Below are 18,343 nucleotides of genomic sequence, written 5' to 3' on the forward strand. Positions count from 1 at the left end.
ATTTTTCTTGTAATTTTTCAGGCCGCAGGCGGGGCGATGCCCAGCACATCCAGCTCCGCCGCCGTGAACACGCGCGAGCGGGTGTGGAAGGCCTTGCCCTCGGGCCCTTCGAGCGAGAACGTGCCGCCCGTGCCCTCGATCACATCAATGATGAGCTGCGTGTGCTTCCAGGTCTCGTACTGCGCGCGCCCGATGTAGAACGGGCAGCCGCCGATGTCACCCAGGTACACGTCGCCCGCGCCCATGGTGATCTCACCGGGCAGATAGCAATTGGCCGCGCTGTTGTCGCAGCAGCCGCCACTCTGGTGAAACATGAGCGCAGGGCCATGCTTTTCTTGCAGAAAGGCCACCAGCTCCAGCGCGGCAGGGGTGGCGATGACTTTTTCGACCATGGTTGTCTCCTTGTCTCGGCAAAAGGCAAAAAGGGGGTCTGCCGCCAGCCCCCTTTTGCCTTCCTATTTCCATCATCCCGCCCGTTCACGCTGAGCCTGTCGAAGCGCTGCGCAAGGCTTCGACAGGCTCAGCCCGAACGGTTTGGGGCTGTCAACGTGCGCAGACCTGCATCAGAAGAATCCGAGCTTGTTTTCCGAATACGAAACCAGCAGATTTTTCGTTTGCTGGTAGTGGTCCAGCATCATCTTGTGCGTCTCGCGCCCAATGCCCGACTCCTTGTAACCACCGAACGCTGCGTGCGCAGGGTACGCGTGATAGCAGTTGGTCCACACCCGCCCGGCCTTGATCGCGCGGCCCATGCGGTAGGCCACATTGCCGTTGCGGCTCCACACACCCGCGCCCAGGCCGTACAGCGTGTCGTTGGCAATCGCCAGCGCTTCGGCCTCGTCCTTGAAGGTGGTCACGGCCAGCACAGGGCCGAAGATTTCTTCCTGGAAGATGCGCATCTTGTTGTGGCCCTTGAACAGCGTGGGCTGCACGTAGTAGCCGCCTTCCAGGTCGCCGCCCAGGTGGGCCTGGCCGCCGCCGGCCAGCACTTCCGCGCCTTCCTGCTTGCCCAGGTCGAGGTAGCTCAGGATCTTGGTGAGCTGCTCCTTGCTGGCCTGCGCGCCCATCATGCTGTCGGTATCCAGCGGGTTCTGGTGCTTGATGGCGGCCACACGCTTCAAGACACGTTCCATGAATTTGTCGTAGATCGATTCTTGAATCAGTGCGCGGCTGGGGCAGGTGCAGACCTCGCCCTGGTTGAATGCAAACAGCACCAGGCCTTCAATCGCCTTGTCCAGGAAGGCGTCGTCCTTGTCCATCACGTCGGCAAAGAAGATGTTGGGGCTTTTGCCGCCCAGCTCCAGCGTGGCGGGGATCAGGTTGTTGGCAGCCGCCTGCGCGATCACGCGGCCCGTGCTGGTGGAGCCGGTGAAGGCAATCTTGGCGATGCGCTTGCTCTGCGCCAGCGGCATGCCCGCCTCGCGGCCAAAGCCGTTGACGATGTTCAGCACGCCGGGCGGCAGCAGGTCGGCAATCAGCTCCACCAGGATGAGGATGGAAATCGGCGTGGACTCTGCAGGCTTGAGCACCACGCAGTTGCCCGCACCCAGCGCGGGTGCCAGCTTCCAGGCGGCCATCAGGATGGGGAAGTTCCACGGAATGATCTGGCCCACCACGCCCAGCGGCTCCTGGATGTGGTACGCCATGGTGTTCTCGTCGATCTCGCTGATGCCGCCTTCCTGCGCGCGCAGGCAGCCCGCGAAGTAGCGGAAATGGTCCACGGTGAGCGGGATGTCGGCGTTCAGCGTCTCGCGGATGGCCTTGCCGTTGTCCACGGTCTCGGCGTAGGCCAGGCGCTCCAGGTTTTCTTCGATGCGGTTGGCGATCTTGAGCAGGATGTTGGCGCGCGTGGCCGCATCCGTCTTGCCCCAGCTGTCGGAGGCTGCGTGGGCGGCGTCCAGGGCCAGTTCGATGTCTTCAGCGGTAGAGCGCGCGGCCTGGGTGTAGACCTTGCCGCTCACGGGTGTGATGACATCAAAGTACTGGCCCTTGACGGGGGGTACGAATTTGCCGCCGATGAAGTTGTCGTACCGGGGCTTGTAGGTGATCTTGGCGCCAGCGGCGCCGGGGGCTGCGTAAACGGTCATGGTGTTGTCTCCTGCGATGGTTGTGTGCATCGGGCGGACTCGGTGGAGCCTGTCCGATGGCAACCCCTTACTCAAAACACATGCCAGCAGGCCACGGCGCGCGAGGTGTTGATTTCATTGGATTTTTTCGGTGGGCCAGGGCGTACACCTGTTGCAGCCACCCGCATCGCAGTGTGCCGGGCCGCGACACCTGTCACGAAATGGAACAGTTGGCACACCGCTTGCGCCCACACCCTTGCCCCGCGCCGACGAGCCCGCCATACTGGCCCACACACCACAAGCGGGCCGCCCTGAGCCCGCACGGAGACAAAGCGTGCGCCCCAACACCTCCCCCGTCGCCCTGCGACAGGCCCGCCAGCACCTGCTGGACTCTGGCCAGTGCCCCAGCGGCCTGGTGGACGAGCGCCTGGCGCGCTCCTGGTCGCGCAGCATGGCGGCCGGCCTGCTGCCCACCGGGCGGCCCCAGGCCATCGACCACCCCAGCAGCGGCACGCTGCGCCAGGTGCTGGCCAGCAACCCCGAGCTGCTCGCGCATTCGCGGCCGGTGATGGAGTACCTGTTTGAACAAGTGCGCCACAGCCAGAGCGTGGTGGTGCTGGCCGACCGGCGCGGCATGCTCATGCACACACTGGGCGACCCGCACTTTGTGGACAAGGCCGAGCGCGTGGCGCTGACCAGCGGCGCATCCTGGCACGAGGCGCACCGGGGCACCAACGCCATCGGCACGGCGCTGGCCGAGGCCTGCGCGGTGGAGGTGCATGGCGGCGAGCATTTTCTGGAGCGCAACAACTTTCTCACCTGCGCGGCCTCGCCCATCCTGTCGGCCACCGGCGAGTTGCTGGGCATCCTCGACATCTCGGGCGACTACCGCAACGGCCACGCCCACGCGCTGGGCTTGGTGAGCACCGCAGCCCGCATGATCGAAAACCGCCTGCTCGCTGCCACCTGCAAGCGCAACATCCGCCTGCACCTGCACAGCGCGCCCGAGGGGATTGGCAGCGTGGCCGAGGGCATCGTGGCCGTGTCGGCCGACGGCTGGATCGTCGGCGCCAACCGCGTGGCCCTGGCGCAGCTGGGCCTGCATGCGGGGGACGTGGGCGCCACCTTGCTGGAGCGGGTGCTGGACGTGCGGATGGACGACCTGCTCTCGCACCACAAGCGCCGCCCCCAGCAGCCGCAGGCCTTGCGCACACTGCAAGGCGCTTTGCTGTTTGCCCAGGTGCAGATGGACACCGCCTGGGTTGCCACACCCACACGGCCCGCCGCTGCGGCGGCCACAGTGCCCCAGCAAGACGCACTGGCGTTGCTGGACACCGGCGACACCCGCTGGCGCGCTGCCGCCGACAAGGCGCGCCGCGTGGTGGGCAAACCGATTGCGGTGCTGGTGCAGGGCGAGTCGGGCGTGGGCAAGGAGGTGTTTGCGCGCGCGCTGCACGCCAGCGGCCCGCGCCGCGATGCGCCGTTTGTGGCCATCAACTGCGCGGCGATTCCCGAGCACCTGATCGAATCCGAACTGTTCGGCCATGTGGCCGGTGCCTTCACCGGCGCGCGCAAGGAGGGCCACCTGGGCCGCCTGCGCGAAGCCCATGGCGGCACGCTGTTCCTCGACGAAATTGGCGACATGCCGCTGGCCCTGCAGACCCGCCTGCTGCGTGTGCTGCAAGAGCGCAGCGTGACGCCCGTGGGCGCCAGCAAGGCCGTGCCGGTGGACTTTGCACTGGTCTGTGCCACGCACAACCAGCTCATGCAGGCGGCGGAGCAAGGGCGCTTTCGGCAAGACCTGTACTACCGCATCAACGGCCTCACCGTGCAACTGCCCGCGCTGCGCGAGCGCAGCGACTTTGTGGCGCTGCTGCAGCGCCTGCTGGCCCACCTGGCGACGGAACAGGGGCTGGGTTTTGAGGTGCAGGTGGCGCCCGACCTGCTGGCCCGCCTGGCCACCTACCCCTGGCCTGGCAACCTGCGCCAGCTGGCCAATGTGCTGCGCACCGCCTGCGCCATGCTGGCCGAGGGCGAAGACACCCTGGGCTGGGAGCACATGCCGGACGACCTGGTGCAGGCGCTCACGGCCGCCCCAACGCCGACGCCTGCACAGACCGAAACCACCACGCTCCCGATCGCGCTGAACCTGCAGCAACTCTCCCAGGCCGCCATCGACCAGGCCCTGCAGGCCGCGCGCGGCAACATGTCGCAGGCGGCGCGCCAGCTGGGCATCAGCCGGCAGACGCTGTACCGCAAGCTGGGTGGGCGCACCACACATTAGCTACCAATTTGATAGCTAATGAGGCAATACCATCAGGCGGTAGCGGCCATTTTTTCTTGAAACGGCAACACCAGCCGCGCCCGCAGCCCCGCGCCCGGCGCGCTGTGCAGCTCCAGCCGCCCGCCATGGCTGCGTGCCACGCGCTCCACGATGGCCAGGCCCAGGCCTGCACCTGGCGGGCCGGTGCGCGCCGTGCCGCCACCGCGTGCAAAAGGCTGGCGCATGCGGTCGATGTCGTCGGCGCCGATGCCGGGGCCCTGGTCTTGCACCTCCAGCCACACGCTGCTGGCATCGGCCCCGGTGCGCAGCACCACGGGCGGCTGGCCGTGGCGCCAGGCGTTTTCCACCAGGTTGTCCAGCGCGCGGCGCAGGGCCTGGGGCCGCACGGGCACTTCGGGCAAGGCACCCAGCTCCAGCCGCACGGTGCGCCCATGGTCGGCCTGCGCCTCGGCCACGGCCTGGGCCAGGTCGTTGAGCGATGCGGGGGTGGACGCCTCGGCCTCACCGCTGCGCGCGAACTGCAGGAACTGGCCCACGATGCCGTCCATCTCGTCGATGCTGCGCGCCATGCTGGCGGCCAGCGGTGCATCGACCTGCGCACCGGCAATCTCGACACCCAGGCGCAGCTTGGTCAGCGGGGTGCGCAGGTCGTGCGACACGCCCGCCAGCATCAGCGCGCGCTCGTGGTCGGCAGCGGCCAGGCTCTGCGCCATGTGGTTGAAGCTGCGGGCCACGGTGGCGATTTCCTCCGGCCCGGCCTCGGGCAGCACGGCGGGCGTCTGGCCCTGCGCAAGCTGGCGCGCGGCCCCCACCACCTGCGCCAGCGGGCGGTGGATGTGGCGCTGCAGCCACCACGCGCCCAGCAGCGCTAGCAGCATGCTGGCCAGCGTGGCGGCCAGCCAGGCGCCGGTGAAGGTGCGCGTGGGGAACACGCTGGGCAGGTTGAGCCAGTAGCTCTCGGGGCCATCGGCACCCGCGTGTTCCACACGCAGGGCCAGCATGCCGGCGCTGTCGCGGCGCCACAGGGGCTGGGGGGCGGTGGCGGCATCGTCTGCGCCCAGGCGGCGCGCCACGGCCCGCACAAACTGCCGCTCCATGGGCGAGAGCAGTGCGCGCCGCGCAGCGCTCTCGGGCGCCACGGGCGGGGTGGCCGCCACGGCCTGCTGGTTGAACGCATCGACAAACGCCGCCCGCTGCGCCGGGGGCAGCGCCTGCAGCCCCGCACGCAGCGCGGCCACGTTGCGGGCCACGCCATCGGCCACCAGCGCCACGCGGGGCTGGAAGATCATCTGCCGCACCAGCACGGCGGCCACCAGTTGGCCCAGCACGATGAGCGCGGCCATCAGCAGCAGGTTGCGCCCGAGCAGGCTGCGCGGCCAGAGCCCCCGGCGGGCGGTGGCGATGGGCGCCGTCATGGCTGCGCCCCTCCTGCGGGCGCGGCGCCGTCGGGCACAAACACATAGCCCACGCCCCACACGGTGCGGATGTGGCGTGGCTGCGCCGGGTCGGCCTCGATGATCTTGCGCAGCCGCATGATCTGCACGTCGATGCTGCGGTCAGTGGCGGCGTGGTCGGGCCCATAGGCCAGGGCCAGCAGCCGGTCGCGGCCCAGGGGGCGGTGGGGGTTCTGCGCCAGGGCCAGCAGCAGCGCGAATTCGCCGGTGGTCAGGGGCATGTCCTCCCCCCGGCGCTCCAGCCGCCGTTCGGAAGGCCACAGCACAAAGTCGCCAAACGCCAGGCGGCTCAACACGCCCTGCGGCCCGGTGTGCGCGCCCAGCAGGCGCTGGCGCCGCACCATGGCCTGGATGCGTGCCAGCAGCTCGCGCGGGTTGAAGGGCTTGGGCAGGTAGTCGTCCGCGCCCATCTCCAGGCCCACGATGCGGTCCACCGGGTCGCCGCGCGCAGTGAGCATCAGGATGGGAATGGTCTCGCCCTGCGCACGCAGGCGGCGACAGATGGCCAGGCCATCCTCGCCCGGCATCATCACGTCGAGCACCAGCACATCAAAGCGCTCGCGCTGCAGCAGCGCATCGAGCGGGCCTGCGCCCTCGACGGTGCGCACGGTGTAGCCCTGGTCGCTCAGGTAGCGCTGCAGCAGGGCGCGCAGCTCGGGCTCGTCGTCGGCGACCAGGATCTTGGCGAGGGGGGCGGTCATGGGGGCGAAGGTTGGTGGCCAGGCAAGGTGCAGGCCCAGTCCCGATGGTACGGCGCACACCACCCGGGCCACGCCCGCACTCCAGCGCCCCGGTGATGACAGCCTGTGACAACCCCCTGCGCGTTTGTCATGCTTTGTCATGACTTGGCGCCGTGCTGCAACCATTGGCGGGTCTGTGGATGCGACAGTCAGTCATCGGCAGCCCCGCCACGACCTCAGGAGCCTTCCCCATGCCCACCGCCCGTCGCACGCTCACCCGCTTCACCCACCTCACCCTCACGGCCGTGGTCACCCTCGCCCTGGCCGCCCCGGCGTGGGCACAAGCCCCTGCGTCCGAAGGCGCGCAAGGCGGCGGGCGCCTGCGCGCACTCATCGCCCAAAAACAGGCCCAGGCCCAGGCCGCCGCCCTGCCCACCGGCGTGCAGCGCATTGCCGATGTGCCTTACGGCAGCGACCCGCGCCAGCGCATGGACGTGTACCTGCCCACCCCTTCCTCCTCCACCGCCAGCGCCGTGCGCGCGCCGGTGGTCTTCATGGTGCATGGCGGTGGCTGGCGCCATGGCGACAAGGCAATGGGCCGCGTGGTGCAGGAGAAGGTGGCGCGCTGGGTGCCCCGGGGTTTTGTGCTGATCTCGGTGAACTACCGGCTCTTGCCCGACACCCCCGTGGACCAGCAGGAGCGCGACGTGCAGGCCGCGCTGATGGCCGCGCAACAGCGCGCCACCACCTGGGGCGCCGACCCCAGCCGCTTCATCCTCATGGGCCACTCGGCCGGCGCGCACCTGGTGGCGCTGCTCAACGCCCGCGCGCCGCAGGCCCTGCGCGAAGGCGCCTGGCCCTGGCTGGGCACGGTGGTGCTCGACAGTGCGGTGATGAATGTGCCCGCCTACATGCGCGCACCCCACATGCCGCTGTACGACGACGCGTTTGGCGCCGACCCGGCCTACTGGCGGCTGCTGTCGCCCTGGCACCAGTGGACGGCGGGCGCCCCGCCAGTGCAAATGGTGTGCTCCACCGAACGCGCCGACCAGCCCTGCCACCAGGCCGAGGCCCTGGCCCGCCACGTGCACAGCCTGGGCGGCCGCGCCGAGGTGCTGCCGCAGGACCTGAGCCACTGTGAAATCAACGCCCAGCTGGGGCTGGAGAGCCCCTACACCCGGGCCGTGGAGGCCTTCATGGGCTCGCTGGATGCCGAGGTGGCGCGGCGCCTGCCGTGAGAGCCTGCACAATTACTACCAATTTGATAGCACAAAAGGCACACCCATCGCGCGCAAACGGCATTTTTTATTTCATTTTTGACTGCAGGTAGGGCGCCAGATACCGCCCTGTGTGGCTGGCCGGGTTGACCGCCAGCTCCTCGGGTGTGCCCACACCCACCACCGTGCCACCGCCCGCACCGCCCTCGGGCCCCATGTCGATGAGCCAGTCGGCGGTTTTGATCACGTCGAGGTTGTGCTCGATGATGACGATGGTGTTGCCCGCGTCGCGCAGCTGGTGCAGCACCTTGAGCAGCAGGTCAATGTCGGCAAAGTGCAGGCCGGTGGTGGGCTCGTCCAGGATGTAGAGCGTGCGGCCCGTGTCGCGCTTGCTCAGCTCCTGCGCCAGCTTCACGCGCTGCGCCTCGCCGCCTGAGAGCGTGGTGGCGGCCTGGCCCAGGCGGATATAGGAGAGGCCCACATCCAGCAGCGTCTGCAGCTTGCGGGCGATGGTGGGCACGTCCTTGAAGAAGGCCGCCGCGTCTTCCACCGTCAGCTCCAGGATCTGCGCGATGTTCTTGCCCTTCCACAACACTTCGAGCGTCTCGCGGTTGTAGCGCTGGCCGTGGCAAATGTCGCAGGGCACGTACACGTCGGGCAAGAAGTGCATCTCCACCTTCACCACGCCGTCGCCCTGGCAGGCCTCGCAACGGCCGCCACCGGATGACTGCGACACGTTGAAGCTGAAACGACCCGGCCCGTAGCCGCGCTCCTTGGCGGTGTTGGTCTCGGCCATCAGCTCGCGAATGGGGGTGAACAGGCCGGTGTAGGTGGCCGGGTTGCTTCGCGGCGTACGGCCAATGGGGCTCTGGTCGACGTTGATGACCTTGTCGAAATACTCGATGCCCACGATCTCTTCGTGTGCAGCGGGCTCCTCGTGCGCGCGATGAACCTGCCGCGCCACGGCGGCATAGAGCGTGTCGTTTACCAGCGTGCTCTTGCCCGAACCTGAAACCCCCGTCACGCAGGTGAGCAGGCCCACAGGGAAGTCCACTGTCACGCCCTTCAAATTGTTGCCCGTGGCGCCCACCACACGCAGCGCCTGCACGGCGCCCTGGCGCGCATGGTGTTCTGCCATGCGTTCGGCGCGGCGCTTGCTGGCCTCGGTCTGCGGAAAGCGCGACTTGGCTTTGGCCTCGACCACAGGTGCGGGCTGGTCCAGCACCGGCAGCCAGGGCGTGCGGCGCTTTGGTACGGCAATCGTGCGCGTGCCCGACAGGTACTGGCCCGTGAGCGACTGCGCATTGGCGCGCACCTCGTCGTAGGTGCCCTGCGCCATCACGCGCCCGCCGTGCACGCCCGCACCGGGACCCATATCGATCACATGGTCGGCGGCGCGCATCATGTCCTCGTCGTGCTCCACCACGATCACGCTGTTGCCGATGTCGCGCAGGTGCTGCAGCGTGGCGATCAGCCGGTCGTTGTCGCGCTGGTGCAGGCCAATGCTGGGCTCGTCCAGCACATACATCACGCCCGTCAGGCCCGAGCCGATCTGCGATGCCAGGCGAATGCGCTGCGCCTCGCCGCCCGAGAGTGTTTCGGCGCTCCGGTCCAGACTCAGGTAGCTCAGGCCCACGTCGTTCAAGAACTGCAGGCGCGTGGCGATCTCGCGCACTACCTTGTCGGCGATCTCGGCCTTGGCGCCGGTGAGCTGCAGGGCCTTGAACCAGGCATGGGCGTCGCTCAGCGTGGCGTGGCTCACTTCGTAGATGGCGCGGGCCTGTGGGCCTTCGCCCACCTTCACGTGGCGGGCCTCGCGGCGCAGGCGCACGCCATGGCATTCGGGGCAGGGCTGGGTGCTGCGGTAGCGGGCCAGGTCTTCGCGCACCACCACCGAGTCGGTCTCGCGGTAGCGCCGCGCCATGTTGGGCAGGATGCCTTCGAACGGGTGCTTCTTGGTGTAGACCTTGCCCTTGTTGGCGCCGCTGTCCAGGATGTAGCTGAACGCGATCTCGTCCTCGCCCGAGCCGTGCAGCACCGCATGCTGCACAGTGGCCGGCAGCGTCTCAAAGGGCGCCTCCACATCAAAGCCGTAGTGCCGCGCCAGGCTCTCCAGCATCGCAAAGTAGTAGCCGTTGCGCCGGTCCCAGCCCTTGATGGCGCCGCTGGCCAAGCTCAGCGTGGGGAAGGCCACCACACGCGCCGCATCAAACACCTCGCGCTGGCCGATGCCATCACACGCCGGGCACGCACCCATGGGCGAGTTGAAGGAGAACAGGCGCGGCTCCAGCTCGGCCAGCGAGTAGCTGCACACCGGGCACGCGAACTTGCTGCTGAACAGGTGCTCCTGCCCCGTGTCCATCTCCAGCGCGAGCACGCGGCCGTTGCCGTCGTGGCCGCCCACGCGCAGGGCGGCCTCGATGCTCTCGGCCAGGCGCTGCTGCAGGTCGGCGCGCACCTTCACGCGGTCGATCACCACGTCGATGTCGTGCTTCTCGGTCTTCTTGAGTGCGGGCAGGCTCTCGTGTTCGTAGATCTTCCCGTCCACGCGAAAGCGGATGTAGCCCAGCGCCTGCATCTGCGCAAACAGCTCGGTGAACTCGCCCTTCTTCTCGCGCGCCACGGGGGCGAGAATCATGAGCTTGGTGTCCTCGGGCAGGGCCAGCACCGCGTCCACCATCTGGCTCACCGTCTGCGCCGCCAGCGGCAGGCCGTGGTCGGGGCAGAACGGCGTGCCCGCGCGGGCGTACAGCAGGCGCAGGTAGTCGTGGATCTCGGTCACCGTGCCCACGGTGGAGCGCGGGTTGTGGCTGGTCGCCTTCTGCTCGATGCTGATGGCGGGCGACAGCCCTTCAATCAGGTCCACATCGGGCTTGTCCAGCCGCCCCAGGAACTGCCGTGCATAGGCCGACAGGCTTTCCACATAGCGCCGCTGGCCCTCGGCATACAAGGTGTCGAACGCCAGGCTGGACTTGCCCGAGCCCGACAGCCCGGTGATCACCACCAGCTGGTTGCGCGGGATGTCCAGGTCGATGTTCTTGAGGTTGTGCGTGCGCGCCCCCCGGATGCTGATGCGCTGCTCGCGCAGGGCACGGGCGAGGTACACACCATCGGCGGATAGGTCGTCGGCAACGGGGGGAGGGGTCACAGGCGGGCTCGGTGCAGGAAAACCCACCATGATAGGTCACCCGCACTTTGCGCGCAGCCCCCACATAATGGGCGCGCCATGACCACCCCCCAGCCCCTGCCCTCCACCCTGTTCACCACCGACCAGCAGGCCGGAGAAGCACGGTTTGAGGCCTGGCGCCAGAGCATCTCGGTGGTGTTTGACGTGGCGCCGCTCGTGCCCCAAAGCATTGCGGCGTTCCAGGCCACCGTGCATGCCACCCACCTGGGGCATTTGCTGGTGGGCGACCTGCACTTTGCCGAGCAGCAGTTCCTGCGTGCCGAACCCCGGGTGGTGCGCGACGGGCTCGACCATTACCTGGTGCAGTGGTACCGCACCGGCGGCTTTGTGGGCCAGCGCGACGGGGACACCGACATCGAGGTGCGCCCTGGCGACATCGCCATCCTGGACCTGGGCCGCACCCTGCGCACCTTTGCGCGCACCTCGCATGTGATGACCCTGATCGTGCCGCGCGAGCTGCTTCACGAGGCCCTGGGGGTGCGTGACTCGGACCTGCACGGCACGGTGCTGCGCGGTGGCTCCGCACTGGGTGGCCTGCTGAGTGACCACCTGCTGTCGCTGCAGCGCCGCCTGCCCGGTGTTGCGCTGGACGACGCCCCCGCCGTGGCACGCGCCAGCGTGCAGATGCTGGCGGCCTGCGTGTTGCCCAGCGCCCGCACACTGCAGGGCGCTCGGGGTGCCATCGAGGGCGTGACGCTGCAGCGCATCCAGCAGCACATCCACCGCCACCTGGGGGCCGACCTGAGCGCCGACGCCCTGTGCCGCACCTTTGGCCTCTCGCGCAGTGCGCTGTACCGGCTGTTTGAGCCCCTGGGCGGCGTGGCCCACCATGTGCAGCAGCGCCGCCTGCTGGCGGCCTACCAGGCACTGGCCAACCCGGCCAACCACCGCCTGCGCGTGGCCGAGGTGGCCAGCCGGGTAGGTTTTGCCAGCAATGCGCATTTCAGCCGTGCGTTCCGCACGGCGTTTGGCATCGCGCCCTCGGACGTGCGGACGCCCGGTGGCGCGGGTGCTGCGGGACCACACCTGCCCACGGCGCAGGGCAGCTCTGCCGAATACGCCGCCTGGGTGCGCGGCCTGCAGGGGGCGGGCGCCACGGTCGGCTGATTGCCCTTTGCGCGCCCACCGAGGCGGGGGAGGCGCGTGGGACACAAGGTCAACAAAACGCAAACACAGAGGCAAGCCACCGCCGGGGGGCGCCCCTAGCATGGGCCCAGCCCTGCTCCGCTGACCTGCCTCCATGCCCCCCGCCATTGCACTGCCACGCCGCAAACGCCTCACGCACCACACCGCGACCTCCCGCCAGGCCTGGGCTGCGGCGGTGGCCTTGGGCGTGGCCCTGTCGGCGGGGGCCCGGGCTGAAGCCCCACCACCACCCCCTGAAAACACCACCGTGGCCCTGCTGGCCTCCCCGGGGGGGCAAGCGGCCCCGGAGCCCCGCCCCACCCCGGCGCAGGGGCCCCATGCCAGCGGCGCCCCCACATCCCACGATGGCTCCCACATTCCCACCCCCTTCGACAACCCATGGGCGCTGGGGCTGCTGGCCGTCCTTACTGCCTGGGTGTTGTGGATGGATCGCTCCCAAGGCGGGACAAAACCTGAAAGCCCGGAGCCCTCAGATCGGCTCTGACCGGCAGCCCCGGGGGCCAATGGGCGAAAATCCCGCTTTTGCTTTTTTGGGCCTTAGCGCACACCGTGCCGGATTCTTCCTCCCTGCCAGCCGCAGCTGCCCCGCAGCCCTCTGCACCTGCCACCCCCATGACCGCGCTGGAGCGCCGCTCCAGCGTCAGCCTGGCCCTCATTTTTGCGCTGCGCATGCTGGGCCTGTTCCTGGTGCTGCCCGTGTTTGCGCTCGAAGCCCGCAAGTACCCTGGGGGTGACGACCCGGCGCTGGTGGGCCTGGCCATGGGCATCTACGGCCTCACGCAGGCGGTGCTGCAACTGCCACTGGGCATCGCGTCGGACCGCTTCGGCCGCAAGCGGGTGATCGTGCTGGGCCTGCTGGTGTTTGCGGCGGGCAGCCTGCTGGCCGCACTGGCCGATTCGCTCACCGGGCTGCTGGTGGGGCGGGCGCTGCAGGGGGCGGGGGCGGTGTCGGCTGCCGTGACCGCCCTGCTGGCCGACCAGACCCGCGATGCCGTGCGCACCAAGGCCATGGCGCTGGTGGGCGGCAGCATCGGCCTGATGTTTGCCGTGGCGCTGGTGCTGGCCCCCGTGCTCACGGCCCAGGTCGGACTGGCCGGGCTGTTTGGGCTGACCTGCGCGCTGGCGCTGGCCGGTGTGGCGGTGGTGGTGTGGTGGGTGCCCCCCGAACCCGCCCAGCACCAGAACGCGCCCCGGGGACGGCTGGCCGAGGTGTGGACCCAGCCCGACCTGCTGCGCCTGAACCTGGGCGTGTTTGTGCTGCACACCGTGCAGCTGTCCATGTGGGTCGCCGTGCCCGCGCTGCTGGTGCAGGCGGGCCTGGCCAAGGACCAGCACTGGCAGGTCTATCTGCCTGCGGTGGTGCTGTCGTTTGGGGCCATGGGCGGCCTGTTTGCGCTGGAGCGCGCGGGGCGCCTGCGCGCTGCGCTGCTCGGGGCGATTGCCCTGGTGCTGGTGGTGCAGGCGGGTCTGGGGCTGCTCGCGGCCAGCGGGGTGCCGGACACGCTGTGGGTTCTGGGGCCGCTGCTGTTCCTTTTCTTCTGTGGCTTCAATGCGCTGGAGGCCAGCCAGCCCAGCCTAGTGTCGCGCATGGCGCCGCAGCAGCTGCGCGGCGCGGCGCTGGGCACCTACAACACCCTGCAGTCGCTGGGCCTGTTCGCGGGGGGCGCGCTGGGCGGCGCCCTGGTGAAATGGGCCGGGGCCCCGGGGCTGTTTGCCGCCACCGCCGCCCTCACGGCCCTGTGGCTGGTGCTGACCTGGCCTCTGCGCCCGGTGGGGCGCGGCGGGCACTGACACCGGCGCCCACGCCCGGCCAGCGCGTGCCCCTTTCCCCCTCGGTTGCGGCACAATGGCGCGTTTGGCGCCCGGAATCCCTCTCCAAATCCGGCGCTTTTCTCCTTTTAAGGCAAAGACAGCACCATGGCATCCGTAAACAAAGTCATCATCGTCGGCAACCTGGGCCGCGACCCTGAAATGCGCACTTTTCCCAGTGGCGACCAGGTGGCCAACGTGACGATTGCCACCACCGACAAGTGGAAAGACAAGCAGACCGGCGAAATGAAAGAAGCCACCGAGTGGCACCGCGTGGTCTTCAATGGCCGCCTGGCCGAAATCGCCGGTCAGTACCTGCGCAAGGGTTCTCAGGTCTATGTGGAAGGCAGCCTGCGCACACGCAAGTGGACCGACCAGAACGGCGTGGAAAAGTACAGCACCGAGATCCGCGCCGACCAGATGCAGATGCTGGGCAGCCGCCAGGGCATGGGCGGTGGTGGCCAGGGTGGCGGTGGCCAGCAGGGCGGCGGCTACGACGATGGCTACGGTGGCGACCAGGGTGGCTACGACCAGGCCCCGCGCCGTGCGGCCCCCGCACCCCGACCCATGGCAGCGCCCGCGCCACGCCCCGCCCCCGCACCGGTGGCGCAGGCCCCGCGCGCAGCGTCCGGCTTTGACGACATGGACGACGACATTCCGTTCTGATCCCCAGGCAACGCGTCGATTCCCAGGCCCACACCCGCAAGGTGTGGGCCTTTTTCTTTGGGCGCTGCACTTCAAAACGTAGCAACTCGCAACAAGAATCACTTCGCATGGCACGGAAAAACAGCGTGCTCCATGCATCGCCCGCGTGCTTTTACAACGGGGCGCAGGCGCGCCGCTTCTCCGTTTTGTCCAGTGCGACAGCGCCGCCACGGATCAACAACTTCTTACATCCGATACGGAAATTTCGCAGATCATCGCGGCCTTGCTCGCAAAGAGGCGCAAAGCCCGGCGGCAAGCAGTTACCAAAAATCAATATTCCAACTGAAGAGAGAGGGTTGCCATGCCTGGATTCGTCCGCAAGATTCTGATTTTCATCACCGGCTATGCTTGGCTGCTGCTGCTGGCCGGGCCCGGCCTGATCGGGCTGTCGGTGTACAGCGGCTGGAAGGCCGAGGGGGACCACGCCTACGTGGCGCGCGAAAGCCTGCAGACCGTGTCGGGCACCGTGACACAAGCCGCAGAAGTCACCGTCAAGCGCAAGCGCCGCGCCACCAAGAAGTACTACGAAATCAGCGTGCAGCCCGACACCGCCGGTGCCGAGGTGCGCAAGCTGCGCATCGACTACAGCACGCCACAGCAGCTGGTGGGCAATCTGATCGATGAAAAGGTCACCGCCCTGGTGGACAGCAGCGACCACGACCTGGTCTACGAAGTCTCGGCAGGCGGCACACCCGTGATCAGCTACGACACCACCAAGCAACGCCTGCAGGCCGAAGCCACGTCGTCGGCCCAGTCCTTCAGCGGCGCGGGCACCTGGGTCCTGGCGATCCTGCTGACGCTGGTGGGTGCCGCCGGTGTCTGGTCCAACCGCAAGCTGCGCGCCGCCGACGAGGCCCAGCAACTGGCCGCCGCCTGACGGCCACACCCCATAACAAAGAGAGGGAGGGAGGGGCGCCCAGGTGGCGCTCCTCCTGAGTTTTTTGCACACGCAGATCCAAAGGAGGACATCACCATGAACCCCAATGCACTTTCCCCGCAGACCCCGTCCGGCGCGCCCATGGAGCGCCGCGACTTCATCGTCTCGACCTACAAGCACCTGGGCGTGGCCATGCTGGCTTTTGTCGTGCTGTCGGCCGTGCTGATGGCCAGCGGTTTTTCCAACACCACGGCCAAGATGCTGATGGCCAGCGGCAACAAGTTCATCTGGCTGGGCGTGATGGGCGCCTTCATGCTGGTGGGCTGGCTGGCCTCCCACCTGGCCGACAACGCCGAAAACCCGCAGACCCAGCTCATGGGCCTGGGCATCTACGTGCTGGCCGAGGGCCTGATCTTCGCCCCCATGTTCGGCATCGCCCAGCTGGTGGCGCCCGGCGCGATTGGTGCGGCGGGCTTCATCACGCTGCTGCTGGTGGGCGCGCTCACCTGGACGGCGTTCAGCACCAAGACGGACTTTTCCTTTTTGGGCGGCATCCTGAAGGTGGGTGGCCTGGTGGCGCTGGGCACCATCATTGCGGGCGCCATCTTCGGCTTCAAGCTGGGCATCTGGTTCTCGGGGATCATGGTGCTGTTTGCAGGCGCCTGCGTGCTGTACGACACCTCGCGCATCATCCACGACTACCCCGCCGACCGCCCTGCCGGTGCCGCGCTGCACCTGTTTGCGTCGATTGCGCTGATGCTCTGGTATGTGCTGCGCATCCTGATCAGCCTGGCGACCAACGACGATTGATCTGACAGGCTGCTGCCCTTGGTAGTGCAGCCTGCAGACCCCATGAGGCCGGACACATGCAAAGTGTCCGGCCTTTTTCTTTGGCATGCCGCAATGCCCATGCCAAAGTGCTCAGCATCGCTGGATGTGTATCCATTTGTAGCTATTACTTGCATAGCTTTTCGGCGCACCGTCCCGGAGTGTTGGTGCGGGTATGTCAAAGCAGGCGCAACAGGCGTGCGCGCAATGCCTGGAAGCGTTTTCCAAAGGCCTCCCGACCCATAGCTGGCACAATTAGATACAGCGGCTTGGTGCATGCACTCGTGCATGGGCCAAGTGGTCTCTCTGGTTGAATGGCGCGTTCCTCAGCGGCCAGCCGTGCGGGCCGCGCTCGCGCGGCGAGCATCCTGCCCGCCCACACTTCAGAGCGCCATTCCCGAACTCCTGTTATTCCCAGTTTCTTCGTTCTTTCCACTATGCGCAAAAACTCCTGGCTTTCCTTGACCTGTGCGGCCTTGCTCGCCAGCTGCGGTGGCGGCTCCTCCGATGGCGGGGACGTGGGTCCGGCACCCGGCGTACAGCAGTACCCGGGCGGTGTCTGGTCGGGCACGGTGGGCACAGGCGCCCTGCAGCGCCAAGTGTTCGGCTACATCGACCCAGGCCCGCAGGGAACGGGTGGCGAGTTCTACCTGGCCCGTGAGGCAGCCAGTTCTGCGGGATACGACGGGCTCTATGGCCGACTGAACGTGGACCGCACCACGGTGCTGGCCACTGGGGTTACCTACTTCTCAGTGCGGGACGGCAAATTCGCGACCAACGTGACCCTGCGGGGCACTGCATCGGCCAGCACAACCACGGGACGCACCGATGCCATCAGCGGCAACTACAGCGACCCCGTCGCGACGGCTGCAGCCACCGGGTCTACGACCACCTTCAAGCTCAACTACAGCGATCTGAACAACCACCCCGCGCGGCTGTCACTCATGGAAGGCACCTACCGAGGCGGCGGCGTGTTCGGGGGCAGCTGGGTGTTGTCCATTACCGCACAAGGCGCGCTCACCGGGTCAGTCGGCGCCTGCGCGGTCACCGGTACAGTGATTCCGCGTGCCAGCGACTCTGCCGTGTACGGCGTGTCGATGAATCTCTCGGGCAACGAAACGCTGTGCGCCGGCGCCGGCACCACGCAGTCAGGCGTGGCAGTTCTCAAGTTCGACGTGAGTGCCACCGAGCGCAGCGGCATCTGGATGATGACCCGCAACGCCACCGGCCCGGCGAACACATTCGTTCTGGAAGGCAAGGCTGACGGCCCGAACAACCCGACGCCCGCTCCCACGGCCCAGAGCGCGGCAGGCAACTGGACCGGGACGGTCAGCGGTGCGGGTGCGACGTCGGTGTCTGCCGCCGTGCTGCCCGACGGCGGCTACTTCTTCTACCGCCCCATCGGCGCTGGCTACGACGCCCTGTACGGCACGCTGCTGGTGGCCGCCGGCAGCAGTCTCGTCAGCTCAAACGACGGAGCCTACTTCAACCACCAGAACCCGCTGGCAACGCAGTACACCGAGTCGATGGTGCTCAGCGGTGACGCGCGCACTGGCGTGAGCTTCGCCGGCACCTACGCCAACCCCACCCAGGGCAGCGCCGCGACATCGTTCTCGATGGTGCCCGACACCACCTTCCCGTACAACGCGCTGCTGTCCTCGTCGGTCGCACGCCTGGCAGGCACCTACGGCAGCCCATCTATCGGCTTTGGCGGCACGAGCATGACCCTCACGCTCAACGCGCTGGGTGAGATCAAGGGCACCACCAGCAGCGGCTGCGCACTCACCGGCATGGTCGTTCCGTACGAAGGCGGCGGCAACAACCTCTACCGCGTGCAGAACCTGGCCTATACCGGTGGCGGCTGCCCGTTCAACAGCTCGCCCAACCAGTCGGGTGTCGCATCCGCCCGCTTCGACGCTGCGGGCCAGGTTGTGACGGGCCTGCGCGTGCTCACCGCTGCGCGCACCTTGACGGGCCAGCGCTTCCAGACGATCTTCATCGGTACACGCTGAAGGAGGAGACGCCGAGACATCTTGCCCCAGGCCACTGCGCCGCACACGGCACCAAAAAAAGCCCCCCGATACCTCTGG

14 protein-coding genes are annotated in these 18,343 nt (G+C 68.0%); 9 read left to right on the plus strand and 5 right to left on the minus strand.

The window, feature by feature from the left end; all coding sequences use genetic code 11:
* Positions 1 to 17: 17 nt before the first annotated feature.
* Positions 18 to 392 carry a DUF779 domain-containing protein gene (locus CBY09_RS11600; protein WP_094289685.1) on the minus strand — a complete coding sequence of 125 codons (375 nt, stop codon included), beginning with the start codon at positions 390 to 392 and terminating at the stop codon, positions 18 to 20.
* Between the two features lie 171 nt (positions 393 to 563).
* Positions 564 to 2,087: an acetaldehyde dehydrogenase ExaC gene (gene exaC, locus CBY09_RS11605; RefSeq protein WP_094290186.1), complete on the minus strand. Its 1,524-nt coding sequence runs from the start codon at positions 2,085 to 2,087 to the stop codon at positions 564 to 566.
* A 313-nt stretch (positions 2,088 to 2,400) separates the two neighbouring features.
* On the opposite strand from exaC, the gene CBY09_RS11610 reads away from it, so the two are divergent.
* Complete coding sequence (locus CBY09_RS11610) at positions 2,401 to 4,350, plus strand: sigma-54-dependent Fis family transcriptional regulator (RefSeq protein WP_094289687.1); 1,950 nt, start codon at positions 2,401 to 2,403, stop codon at positions 4,348 to 4,350.
* Between the two features lie 32 nt (positions 4,351 to 4,382).
* Here the strand turns inward: CBY09_RS11610 and CBY09_RS11615 are convergent, their stop codons facing one another.
* The gene (locus CBY09_RS11615; protein ID WP_094289689.1) at positions 4,383 to 5,765 is read right to left on the minus strand and encodes an ATP-binding protein; all 1,383 of its coding nucleotides are present in this window, start codon (positions 5,763 to 5,765) and stop codon (positions 4,383 to 4,385) included.
* Entirely contained in the window at positions 5,762 to 6,505 is a 744-nt protein-coding gene (gene ompR / locus CBY09_RS11620; protein WP_094289691.1) for an osmolarity response regulator transcription factor OmpR, read from the minus strand. Before ompR ends, CBY09_RS11615 begins: the two co-directional genes overlap by 4 nt.
* Positions 6,506 to 6,735: 230 nt before the next feature.
* On the opposite strand from ompR, the gene CBY09_RS11625 reads away from it, so the two are divergent.
* Positions 6,736 to 7,722, plus strand: coding sequence for an alpha/beta hydrolase (locus tag CBY09_RS11625; protein WP_094289693.1), 987 nt, complete (start codon positions 6,736 to 6,738; stop codon positions 7,720 to 7,722).
* A gap of 67 nt (positions 7,723 to 7,789) precedes the next feature.
* Here CBY09_RS11625 and uvrA read toward each other — a convergent pair whose 3' ends face one another.
* Positions 7,790 to 10,879, minus strand: a complete 3,090-nt coding sequence (gene uvrA, locus CBY09_RS11630; RefSeq protein WP_240515692.1) for an excinuclease ABC subunit UvrA — start codon at positions 10,877 to 10,879, stop codon at positions 7,790 to 7,792.
* Between the two features lie 48 nt (positions 10,880 to 10,927).
* On the opposite strand from uvrA, the gene CBY09_RS11635 reads away from it, so the two are divergent.
* The 7 genes from CBY09_RS11635 to CBY09_RS11660 all read left to right on the plus strand — a co-directional run bounded on the left by CBY09_RS11635 (position 10,928) and on the right by CBY09_RS11660 (position 18,265).
* Entirely contained in the window at positions 10,928 to 11,995 is a 1,068-nt protein-coding gene (locus tag CBY09_RS11635; protein ID WP_094289695.1) for a helix-turn-helix domain-containing protein, read from the plus strand.
* A gap of 133 nt (positions 11,996 to 12,128) precedes the next feature.
* The gene (locus CBY09_RS23700; protein ID WP_133066282.1) at positions 12,129 to 12,518 is read left to right on the plus strand and encodes a hypothetical protein; all 390 of its coding nucleotides are present in this window, start codon (positions 12,129 to 12,131) and stop codon (positions 12,516 to 12,518) included.
* A 128-nt stretch (positions 12,519 to 12,646) separates the two neighbouring features.
* Complete coding sequence (locus CBY09_RS11640; RefSeq protein WP_094289697.1) at positions 12,647 to 13,825, plus strand: MFS transporter; 1,179 nt, start codon at positions 12,647 to 12,649, stop codon at positions 13,823 to 13,825.
* 126 nt (positions 13,826 to 13,951) lie between these two features.
* Positions 13,952 to 14,509 (plus strand): single-stranded DNA-binding protein, encoded by a 558-nt coding sequence (ssb, locus tag CBY09_RS11645; RefSeq protein WP_094289699.1) that lies wholly within the window; start codon positions 13,952 to 13,954, stop codon positions 14,507 to 14,509.
* A 340-nt stretch (positions 14,510 to 14,849) separates the two neighbouring features.
* The gene (locus CBY09_RS11650) at positions 14,850 to 15,425 is read left to right on the plus strand and encodes a hypothetical protein (protein ID WP_094289701.1); all 576 of its coding nucleotides are present in this window, start codon (positions 14,850 to 14,852) and stop codon (positions 15,423 to 15,425) included.
* Positions 15,426 to 15,521: 96 nt separating this feature from the next.
* Positions 15,522 to 16,235, plus strand: a complete 714-nt coding sequence (locus CBY09_RS11655; protein WP_094289703.1) for a Bax inhibitor-1/YccA family protein — start codon at positions 15,522 to 15,524, stop codon at positions 16,233 to 16,235.
* 455 nt (positions 16,236 to 16,690) lie between these two features.
* Positions 16,691 to 18,265: a hypothetical protein gene (locus tag CBY09_RS11660; protein ID WP_240515693.1), complete on the plus strand. Its 1,575-nt coding sequence runs from the start codon at positions 16,691 to 16,693 to the stop codon at positions 18,263 to 18,265.
* Positions 18,266 to 18,343: the final 78 nt, after the last annotated feature.

Origin of the sequence: Acidovorax kalamii, assembly GCF_002245625.1 — a bacterium.
Classification (GTDB): domain Bacteria; phylum Pseudomonadota; class Gammaproteobacteria; order Burkholderiales; family Burkholderiaceae_C; genus Acidovorax; species Acidovorax kalamii.